The sequence below is a fragment of the Burkholderia sp. TSV86 genome (assembly GCF_001522865.1).
In the GTDB taxonomy this organism is placed as follows: domain Bacteria; phylum Pseudomonadota; class Gammaproteobacteria; order Burkholderiales; family Burkholderiaceae; genus Burkholderia.
The window spans coordinates 1-10,125 of record NZ_LOWB01000026.1 but is presented as its reverse complement, the minus strand read 5'-3'; the positions used below and the strand labels follow the sequence as shown (position 1 = coordinate 10,125).

At 56.5% G+C, this 10,125-nt stretch carries 9 protein-coding genes and 3 pseudogenes; 4 read left to right on the top strand and 8 right to left on the bottom strand.

Annotated elements, in window-relative coordinates; translation table 11 throughout:
- The 5 genes and pseudogenes from WS68_RS04890 to WS68_RS04875 form a co-directional block, all read right to left on the bottom strand.
- Positions 1-210 (bottom strand): annotated as a pseudogene (locus WS68_RS04890) (HlyD family secretion protein); the annotation flags it as partial.
- Between the two features lie 207 nt (positions 211-417).
- Positions 418-636: a hypothetical protein gene (locus WS68_RS04885; protein ID WP_059569723.1), complete on the bottom strand. Its 219-nt coding sequence runs from the start codon at positions 634-636 to the stop codon at positions 418-420.
- A gap of 548 nt (positions 637-1,184) precedes the next feature.
- Positions 1,185-1,454 carry a hypothetical protein gene (locus WS68_RS04880; RefSeq protein WP_059569722.1) on the bottom strand — a complete coding sequence of 90 codons (270 nt, stop codon included), beginning with the start codon at positions 1,452-1,454 and terminating at the stop codon, positions 1,185-1,187.
- 703 nt (positions 1,455-2,157) lie between these two features.
- Positions 2,158-2,379, bottom strand: coding sequence for a hypothetical protein (locus tag WS68_RS27255; protein WP_125910416.1), 222 nt, complete (start codon positions 2,377-2,379; stop codon positions 2,158-2,160).
- Positions 2,380-2,579: 200 nt separating this feature from the next.
- On the bottom strand, positions 2,580-3,404 hold the full coding sequence (locus WS68_RS04875; RefSeq protein WP_059569721.1) for a phosphate/phosphite/phosphonate ABC transporter substrate-binding protein: 825 nt from the start codon (positions 3,402-3,404) through the stop codon (positions 2,580-2,582).
- A gap of 251 nt (positions 3,405-3,655) precedes the next feature.
- Here WS68_RS04875 and WS68_RS04870 point away from each other — a divergent pair, with 251 nt between their 5' ends.
- On the top strand, positions 3,656-4,678 hold the full coding sequence (locus WS68_RS04870) for a fatty acid desaturase (RefSeq protein WP_059569720.1): 1,023 nt from the start codon (positions 3,656-3,658) through the stop codon (positions 4,676-4,678).
- Positions 4,679-4,893: 215 nt separating this feature from the next.
- Here WS68_RS04870 and WS68_RS04865 read toward each other — a convergent pair whose 3' ends face one another.
- Positions 4,894-5,163, bottom strand: a complete 270-nt coding sequence (locus WS68_RS04865) for a hypothetical protein (protein ID WP_059569725.1) — start codon at positions 5,161-5,163, stop codon at positions 4,894-4,896.
- Positions 5,164-5,399: 236 nt separating this feature from the next.
- Between WS68_RS04865 and WS68_RS04860 the strand changes: the two are divergent.
- Together WS68_RS04860 and WS68_RS04855 are read left to right on the top strand one after the other, a co-directional pair.
- Positions 5,400-6,597: pseudogene (locus WS68_RS04860) on the top strand (M20 aminoacylase family protein).
- A gap of 314 nt (positions 6,598-6,911) precedes the next feature.
- On the top strand, positions 6,912-8,183 hold the full coding sequence (locus WS68_RS04855; protein WP_059569719.1) for a styrene monooxygenase/indole monooxygenase family protein: 1,272 nt from the start codon (positions 6,912-6,914) through the stop codon (positions 8,181-8,183).
- A gap of 192 nt (positions 8,184-8,375) precedes the next feature.
- Here the strand turns inward: WS68_RS04855 and WS68_RS04850 are convergent, their stop codons facing one another.
- Positions 8,376-9,359 carry a LysR substrate-binding domain-containing protein gene (locus tag WS68_RS04850; RefSeq protein ID WP_082709804.1) on the bottom strand — a complete coding sequence of 328 codons (984 nt, stop codon included), beginning with the start codon at positions 9,357-9,359 and terminating at the stop codon, positions 8,376-8,378.
- A 74-nt stretch (positions 9,360-9,433) separates the two neighbouring features.
- Between WS68_RS04850 and WS68_RS04845 the strand changes: the two genes are divergently transcribed.
- Complete coding sequence (locus tag WS68_RS04845) at positions 9,434-9,772, top strand: muconolactone Delta-isomerase family protein (protein WP_197419521.1); 339 nt, start codon at positions 9,434-9,436, stop codon at positions 9,770-9,772.
- A gap of 184 nt (positions 9,773-9,956) precedes the next feature.
- Here the strand turns inward: WS68_RS04845 and WS68_RS28225 are convergent.
- A pseudogene (locus WS68_RS28225) lies at positions 9,957-10,125 on the bottom strand (IS481 family transposase); the annotation flags it as partial.

Genomic DNA, 10,125 nt, shown 5'->3' with positions numbered 1-10,125 from the left:
GACGAGCCCGGTATCGGGGGTGAGGGTGCCGTCGACGGTGGTGCGGCGGGTATAGGTGCCGAAGCTGAACAGCAGGATCACGCCGAGGGCCATGGCGATGGCCGCGGTGGTCAGGACCGCGAACGATACCGGCCGAATCAGCACGATCTCGCCCAGCGTTTGCGTGCGTTGGGCTTCTTGCGCGGCCGTTCGGAAAAGTGGTTGATTCACGGCGCTGGTGGGATTGATTTCGTTATGAATCGTCTGTCGAGTGCCCACCCATTAAACATAAATTTACGGGCTGCATCAACTAATTTTGTATCGCTTTCCGAAAAATCGAAGTGACATATGCAGGCCGCCTGACTAATGTATTTGAGCGGCGGCGCCGATCACGGATTGAATAATTGGCGCCGCCAGTTTTGGTGGAAGCGATCAGCTTTAGGCCGGGGTGTACGGACCCCATGCGCCACCGAGCGCGGAGACAAGCGCATGAGCGGTAATGGTGAGAGCTTCGCTGCCGACATAGGCCGTGCCCATCAGCAGTTCCGAAATGCCGGCTACCAGACCAATACCATTCGGGAAAACGCCAATAGGGGGGAACGACGCGCCAGACACTTCTTGGACTTCAGTCTTCGTAAGTTCAATCATCTGCATCATTACTCTCCTTTAAGTAGGTGCCTCATCACACTGCGTTTCAGTCCGTTTTGAAATGCGCTGTGCTTGGCAAATTAATTATAGCTAGGTAATTCGATATTTTTTGGTTTTATATATTTTTAAATATCTTTCATTTTATAAAAATAATGTGATGTATGAATGAAAAAATAAAATAAGAAAATTCCTTGGATTGCTTGCGAGGCGGCATCAAATGGATTTTGATGTAGTTGTCGTGATTGTCGAAGTGGGAGGGGCGTCAAGTGAGAGACGTGATACAGATCGTGCCCAAGTCCCGCCGAATGACATTTACGGTCAATGAGACGGGGCGACGGAAGTGGCCTGGCGACGTACCGCAAGCCGATCGGCCACGAATCACGCACGGCTGCATATTGAAGAATACGAGGTTCGGGGGCGGCCAATATTTGATATTTTGCGTGGCGCTTGCAATTGAAAATGGCGCTTATTGATGTTTAGCGTATGAACCGGAGATGCCGGTCACGAGCGCTGGTCGTCGCAATCGTAACCAGCGCCCACGCTTCATCCGATATCGATCAGATTGCGAACGGCAAGGTACCGCTGAAGCTGCCGCTCAGCGTACCGCCGACGGAACCCAGCACGCTGTTCAGAACAGCGCCCAGGCTGGCATTCGCGCTTGCCGTACCGCCGTTCACCGAGCCACTGAACGTGCCGAACAGATTGCTGCTCAAGAGGCCCAGCAGATTGCCGGCCAGATTGGCGCTGCCGCTCACCGAGCCGGTCGGCAGGAGTGCACCACCGGAAACAGCTTGAATTTCGTCGTTCGAAAGCTCGATCATGCGCATGGTTTTCTCCGTAAATGATTGCCTTGCCGTGTTGAGTCGATAACTGAAAATGGCATGGTGCAAGGCAGCGCTCATTATATTCATATGGACCAAGATTTTTCTTTTTTATACATTTTTATGCTTCTTTCAATTTAATTAAAAAGACGAATACTCGGCTGTAAATTGATTTTGTTGGCATGATTTATTTTTTGTGAATATTTTGTTGCGAGTAAGTGGGTTGGGATGGAGTTCGATTCGGTCAATTTTGCGTGGTGTATTTTGAAGCGGTTGTTTTTACCGGAAATGTGACAAAATTATTAGTCAGATAAATCGGCATCGCTCATTCGTTGTGCTTCGATATGCAAGTACATAATGTTCATGCTTATCTTGATTAAGGATTGAGGGCATGGGTGAGAAATTTTTCCCGCTTTATTGCCGTATTGCACGGAGCCCGATATAGGTCAGACGTATTTTTGTGTCGAGATGGGCTTGACGTCTCGCCATCGCCGGCGATATCAGCGTTTTAACAAATGAATAATTGTCCAAAGAGGCCAGCGAGCCAGGGCGGGGAGCTTTCGATTATTTTGAGTCCGGGCGCTGTTGTGCTGAATGCCCGGTCAATGGGCCCCGGTTTTCTTTTCGTGACGATTACTACTGAAGATTGGAAGAGTGTCGATCGAGCCGGGCCCGACCGGCACTCCTGATTCACGCAGTATTCATCCCATCAAAACTGCGGAAAGCCGGGAATACTCGGTAGCGATCCCAGCAGATTGTTGAATTGATTGATTGCCAGCACAACAAAGGGTTGCACGATGGAACCAATAACTGGCAATTGGCCGGCAGCGCCTTCAATGGCCTTCTCGATATCTAGAATAGGGGTCGGAATAGTCACAGCACCACCGGATACGGCTCGGATTTCGTCTGCGGAAAGTTCGATCATTTGCATCACGCTCTCCTATATAAGTGGTGTACGCTTTGCACGCCGCATTCTCAGTGTGGAAGTGCTTGGCGCTGCATAAGCACGACCAATTATAGTCACCCGAGATGATATTTATGTGATTTATCTATATTTCGTATTGCTGACAAATATAAATATCGTAAGGATGGAATTTGATTTGAGCCGCTACAAACGGATTGCCGCGTCAGTCATGCGAGCACCGGGTATCCGCGTACCGTTGCTTCGCGGGCAAGCCGTTCAATGTCCACATAGGCGTCCAGGGAAAGTCGCTCGAAACTGCGCAGCCGCAATGAGCGCGCGCGCGTTGCGTCGGCTGCGAGAGCAGTGTCGAGTGCGTCGCGCAGCGCGGCGACATGCGCGTTGCCGAGCGAGCGCGACGCGATGAACGGCAAGCCAGGCGCAGACGCGGTTTCGCCGATGACGCGCACGCCGTTCAGCATTTCCGGCAATGCGTCGCCGACGTAAGCAAGTGTCACGCAATCTATCGCCGCGATGTCCGCTTCGCCCATGGCTAGCGCCCGCAGTGCGCTCAGATGGGAGCCGGTGCGCATGATGGACGAAAAGAAGCGTCCGTTGCGCGCATGGCGCGAGACCGCATGCCGTAGTGCATTCATTCCGCTGTGCGAAGTGTCATCGTTATAGGCGGCGCGCATGCCGCGACAGGCAGCCAGCGTCGTTGCACCGCGTGCATGAGCGTCTGCCGATACGACGAGCGCGCTTCGGTAGCGCGCTCCTTCGCAGCCGCTCGCGTCGAATGCAGGCGTTGCGATCAAGTGCACCGATTCGGCAAGGCCGAGCATTCGAAATGGATAGCCGCAGGTTTGCGATAGCAGGAGATCGTCGCGCTGCCACAGCGGTAGCAAATCGCCGAAAGGTTCGTCGAGTAGCGTGACATCGGCAGTTCCGCCCGCGCGCGCGAATGCTTGCAACGCATCGAGCAGCAGTGCGCGCCACAACGCTGCATGCTGCGTCGTCACGTTGTACATCGGCAATCCGGCAATCCAATTTTTCATACTCACATTCTACGGATTTCAGCGCGCATCGTGGCTTATCGCCTCATCAGCTGTCAGCCGATGGATAGCCGATATAAGCAAATTCGAATCCATTGGTTGGTTTCGGTGAAGCGATTCGTTAAGGTTCGACCGGTCAAGCCACGTCGTCGCGCATTCCATGCAGGCTGTATCGAGCGGCGGCGCGTCTCTGCGCTTTTCGATATACCTGCCGGCGTGTTTAGCGACATCCGGCTTCCGATGTCCGCTGGAACATGGCCGAATACTTCGATGTGGATCATGCGCGCGAGATTGCCGCGCTCGGGGATCGTTTGACCGCGCGTACCGAGTGGCCGACCTGGCTGCTGATCGTCGTCGTTTACGGCGGCTGGCTGAGCGTACTGCTGAGCGTGCGTGACGCGGGCTTGCCGCTTGCCATCGCGACGCCACTGCTGATCTTGCTATGTGCGTGGCATATGTCGCTGCAACATGAACTCCTGCACGGTCACCCGACGCGCTCCAAGCGCTTGAATAAGCTGTTGGGTTATCCGCCGTTGTCGGTTTGGTATCCGTACACGTTGTATCGCGATACGCATCTTGAACATCATCGCGACGAGGATCTGACCGTGCCGGGCGTCGATCCGGAAAGCAACTATGTGTTGCCGGAGCGCTGGGTGGGGTTGAGCCGTTGGCAGCGTGTTCTGTGGCATGCGCGCAAGAGTTTTATCGGGCGTTTTGTCATTGGGCCGCCGATAAGCGCTGCCGCGACGCTGGCGGATGCATTTTGCGCCTGGCGGCGCGCAGACTGGCATTATCTGCCGATGTGGATTGCGCACGTCGCGCTTGTCGCCACGTTGCTTGCGTGGTTGCATTTATCGGTCGGCGTGCATTGGTGGTATTACCTGCTTGCCGTTACGTGGCCGGCTCAATCGATTGCGATGATTCGCTCGTTATACGAGCATCGTGCTGCGCCGGAGCCCAAGGCGCGTATCGCGATCAACGAGGCCGGGCCGTTGATGCGACTGCTTTATCTGAACAACAATTACCATTTGGTTCATCACGATCTGCCAAGCCTGCCGTGGTACGACTTGCCCCGCGCCTACCGGATGCGGCGGGATGCGTATGCGAGGAAGTGCGGCGGTTTTGTGATTCGAGGCGGGTACTGGACGTTGTTCAAGCGTCACGCGTGGCGGCAAACCGATGCGCCCGAGCACCCGTTCGCGCACGACACAACCTCGCCGGCAAATCATGGCGCGCGCGGCACGGTGATCGACAGGTATGTGCAGATCGGCGCTTGACGGATAACGTACCGATTGTCATTGGTACCGCCGCGCCGTCGTCATCAACCGGCATGGACCACGCGCGCAACTTCTTAGATTAACGAAACAATTTCGGCATGGCGCGACGTCATAGCCGCACGTTTTGTCGCGAGCGGTATCGGGTATGCACATTGTGTGCTCCGACTCGCAATACGGAGAGCCCCATCGGGTTGCGCCTTGGGCCGGAGCGTGGATCAGTTGATGGAGCCGGTTTTGCAATACTTGTCGAAGTTGTCGGCCGATACCGCAAAGCCCTTCTGCTTGGCAAGTTCCCACGGTCGTTCGCATTGCCGGGTTTGCTCGCACCATGAATAGCCGGCCGAGCCGATGCAACCGTGCGTGTCGCGATCGCTGCCTACCATGGGGGCGGGCGGTGCAGCCGAACTGGAAGATTCGTTGGCGCAGGCACTCAGTGCAAGTGCGAGCAGAGCGGCCACGGATGCAGTCGATACGAGATGTTTCATCGAACGGTACTCCATTGTGCTGGGTGAATGTTGTATTGGGTGAGCAGCGGACGCGGGCAATGTCGCATTCGGAATGCATGCGATAGCGTGCGGTGATCATACAGGATGTTCCGGTGTCGGCAGCGCACGGCGCAGTGTTGCCCATTGCGCGCGGGTTTACTTGATGAAGGTCGATTATGAAGCGATGCGCGGTGCGCGCTTACGAAATCCGAGCTTGGTAAGAAGATAAGGAATGTATGATGAACTCAACAATATCACGGGTTTCGTCGCTTTTATCCGGGATCGATACAGATACTTTCGTCGATATTCGACGCCGTCTGCATGCATATCCTGAACTCGGCTTCGATCTCGGCCACACAAGCGAACTCGTTGCGCGACAATTGCGTGCGTGGGGCTACGACGTTCATACCGGCATTGGCCGCAGCGGCGTCGTCGCACAGATGAGGCTCGGCGCGGGCCCTAAGCAAATCGGTATTCGTGCGGACATGGATGCGCTGCCGATCCATGAGGCGACCGGGTTGCCGTATCAGAGTACGATTGCCGGCAGAATGCACGCATGCGGTCACGATGGTCATACGGCGATCCTGCTTGCGGCCGCGCGTGCTCTTGCGGTGCGGCGCGATTTCAACGGTACGCTGAATCTGATCTTTCAGCCTAACGAAGAAAATCTTTGCGGCGCGCGCGCGATGATCGAGGACGGCCTGTTCGAGCGCTTTCCGTGCGATGTGGTATTCGCACTGCATAACCGGCCTGGGATGCCTGTCGGGACGTTCAGTATGTTGGCGGGTCCGGTCAGCCAGTCTTCAGACGTGGCCGATGTGACGATCAACGGCGTGGGGGGGGCATGGCGCAATGCCACATCGCGCACGTGACCCGATCGCGGCGGCCGCGGCCATCGTCACCGCATTGCAAACGATTGTTGCGCGCAACGTCGCGCCACGTGAGCGTGCGGTGGTATCGGTGGGTTACATCCGCGGTGGCACGACTCATAACGTGATTCCCGAAACGGTTGAAATCGGCCTCAACGTGCGCGCGACGACGCCTGAGACGCGTGCGCTCATTGAGGCGCGGGTGCGCGACATCGTGCGTTTGACGGCGCAAGCGCACGGTGCCGAAGCGACGATCGACTATCGCCAACTGACTCCGCCCGTGGTCAATGCGGATGTGCCAACGCGGCTTGTCCAGCGCGTTTGTGAGGAACTGGTCGGGTCGGAACGCGTTTATGCGCGACCCGACCAGGCGCTGATGGACGGCAGTGAAGATTTTGCGTGGATGCTCGACGAGGTGCCGGGTTGCTATTTGCTGCTGGGAAACGGCGAAGGGCCGGATGGCGCTTGCATGGTGCATAACCCAGGCTACGACTTCAATGACACTGCGCTACCGCTTGGCGCGGCCTGTTGGGTCAGGCTGGTGGAGACTTATTTGAAGAGCTGAGATGTGTGACCGCCTGCAATTTTTGAGATAAAGGGTTTGGATACCTGTCTGAAATGACCGGCGGCCATGACAATTTTTGACTATGAGAGCCAGCTTACTCAATTGAGCGGATCTTGGTAATGCATGGGCCGGAAGTGTTATTTTTCCGCTTCAGAACGTGGCATCCCGGGGGCGAGTGCCACGAATATGAGTACTCCGCTATTTTCTTGCCCTTCGAGTCTTGTCGACACCAATGCGCAAGATTGCCGTTTGTTAATACGGCGCGCATGTTGAGGAAGTTCAGCGAGCCGCTAATTGATTGGTCGAGAGCGAAAATGAGTGTGCAAGGGCAGGAATATCGCTATCTATCCGAGGCGGGTCGCGCTCGCCGCATCGCGGTTGTCGGAGCCGGCCAGTCAGGCTTGCAAATCGCATTCGGACTGCTGGACCGCGGATATCAAGTCACGCTGGTGACGAACCGCGATGCCGACGAAATCGCGCGCGGCAAGGTCATGTCGAGTCAATGTATGTTCGGCAGTGCGCTCGATATCGAACGCACCGCAGGGTTGAACTGGTGGGAGCGGCTATGCCCGCCGATCGAGGGAATCGGGTTGACGTTGCACGATCCGTTGTCGCCCGGTGAGCAAACGATCGATTGGGCCGCGCGGCTCAACAAGCCGGCACAGTCTGTTGATCAGCGCCTGAAGATGGCTGCGTGGCTCGACGTGATCGCCAAGCGCGGTGCACGGATCGAGTTGCGCGATGCCGATATTCAGGTGCTCGAAGAGCTTAGCGCGTCGCATGACCTTGTGTTGCTTGCATCGGGGAAAGGGGACGTGGCGAAGCTTTTCGTGCGCGATGCGAAGCGCAGCGCATTCGATAAACCGCAGCGCGCGCTTGGCATGACTTATGTGCATGGTCTTGCGCCGTCGGAAGGTTTTTCTCGCATTTCCTATAATGTGATTCCTGGCGTTGGCGAATATTTGGTGTTTCCCGCGCTGACGTTGAGCGGTCCGTGCCACATCATGGTATTCGAAGGCGTGGTGGGCGGCCCGTTCGATTGCTGGCACGATGCCGGTTCCCCAGCGCAGCATCTTGCGCTTTCGCTTGCTCTGCTCAAGGCTTATTTGCCGCGGGAATACGCACGCTGCGCACATGCCGAGTTGACCGATCCCAACGGCGTCTTGTCCGGCAAATTTGCACCGATGGTGCGCGAACCCGTTGCGACATTGCCGTCCGGCCGCTTGGTTCTCGGGCTCGGCGACACGGTCGTGCTGAACGATCCGCTGACGGGGCAAGGCGCGAACGGTGCATCGAAATGCAGCCGCATCTATCTCGATGCGATTTTCGATCATGGCGATGCTTCGTTTACTCGTGAGTGGATGACGCAGACCTTTGAGCGATATTGGCAATACGCACAATACGCGGTGCAGTGGACGAATGGCATGTTGTTGACGCCGCCTGCTGAAGCCATGCTCAAACTGTATTCCGCGGCGGCGCGCAGTGGGCCGCTTGCTTCTGCAATCGTCAACGCATTCGATCACCCGCCTTCGCTATTTACGTGGCTCTCGATGCCGCAGAGTCAGGAGTTGCATGCCGCGCATTGACATCGAAGCCGGTGATTGCAACGGTCCCGCGAATTTGTCGAAAGACTAGCGAGAGACGGTTCGGACGCCAGATCGAATATGGTGCCGAGTGTGCCGAGTCCCTGAACCGGAAAGCGGAAAAGAGTGACTCAGATGCGCTGGAGATGTCCTGAAAATAGCCCTTTTTGCACGGGCTTCCATGCTCGACATCGTCTAAATTTGGCAGCGTTGCTTCGGGACGTGGTTTTTCTTGGCTTGGAGTTCAGGCGCATCGTAGCGCGGCATCCGCTGCCGGCGACTATCTTCAACCGGCAGCGCAGCGACATTCTCCAAGAAGCCGGCTAATAGAGGGCTGCAATCCGAGCGTCTCCAGACAACATGAACGTCTACGGTCAACGGAAACCACGGCAGCGTCTTGAACACGACCCCAGGCGACGCCGCAGTGCGAAGCGCGGCTTGCACAAGGCCGACGCCGAGGCCGGCTCCGACGAGTCTAAGCATTGCCGTGGGTTCGACTGCTTCGAGCCGAATATCCGGCATGAAGCCGCAAGCGTTGCACGTGGCGACGAAGCGTTCGCGCGCAGCCGGATTGAGTGTGCGTGGCATCGCGATCCACCGTTGCCCGTCGAGGTGCCGGGCGGTGATCTTTTTGACACGCCCGAGCGGATGATCGTCGGGTACGGCAAGCACGATCGAATCGTTTGCAACCAGCAGGCTTGCGAGATCGGTGTCGGCTGGCGCAGGGGGGGAATAGACCAAGCCGATATCGAGCGTGCGCTTGCGTATCGCGTCGATCTGCTTGGCTGAACGAAGCGCGTGCAGCGTGATTGGCACGTCAGGGTGCGTCGCGCAGAATGACTGAAGCGCTTGTGGCAAGAGATTCAACCGCATTGATGCTTCGACATAGCCGATCGAGAGCGTTCCGGTTTCTCCGCGCCCAAGCCGCTGTGCATTCATTTCGAGACGTTCCGCTTGTTTTAGCAGCGATCGGGCTTCTTCAAGAAAAATCCGGCCTTCTTTTGTCAGACGCACGCGTTGACGGACGCGTTCGAACAACGCAATCCCCAGTTGCTCTTCGAGCCGGATGATTTGCCGGCTCAAAGGCGATTGCGAGATGTGGAGCCGTTCGGCCGCTCGTCCGACATGTTCGGTTTCGGCGACCGCGATAAAAGCGCGAAGCTGGCGTAAATCGATCACTTGAGATCTCCTGGATCTCAATTGTAGCGATTTCAGTCCTGGACAGACGCATCTGGCTGCTCGATAGTTGGCGCATGAAAAACGCCACGCCAACAATTTTCCCGATCAGGAGAATGACGATGCAGTTCTTGACGCTTTCACGCCGAGTCACCGAACACTTCAGCGATGCGGATTTCGCTCCGTTGCTTGATGATGAGGCGCAACGGGCGCGAACGCTGTATGCCGAGGGCTTTATCCGGCAGATATGGCATCGTGGCGATGTCGGCGGCGCTTGCTTGCTGGTCGAGGCGGAAAACCGCGAAGACGTTGAAAGGCAACTCGACAGCTTGCCGCTTGTCAAGGAGGGGATGCTGGAAATCGTCGCGATCATTCCATTGAAGCCCTATCGCGGATTCGGACCGAAGCAGCAGTGATGACAGGCGGGAAACCCAATACGTTGCCGGTATGCCCGCGATGCCTTTTTACTGGCCGGCTCGAATGTGTTCCGAGCGATCGAACGCGTGGTATGACGACGGGGCTGTAATAGTCGATGGGGGCGTGATCTGTATTAGCCGGGACTTGATCTGACAGGTAGTCGGGCCGACAAAGTACGAGTCGTCAATGGGGGATGAGTTTCTCCTTGGCGAGATCGAGCGAATCGAGGAAAGTGCGCATCGGCGTCTTGCCGTAACACCAGCGCCCCTGATGCTCTCGTTCATTGTTGTACTGGTCGAGCCACGCATCAAGGTCCGTCTGCAAGGTGGCGATCGAGTCGTAGATCTTCTTG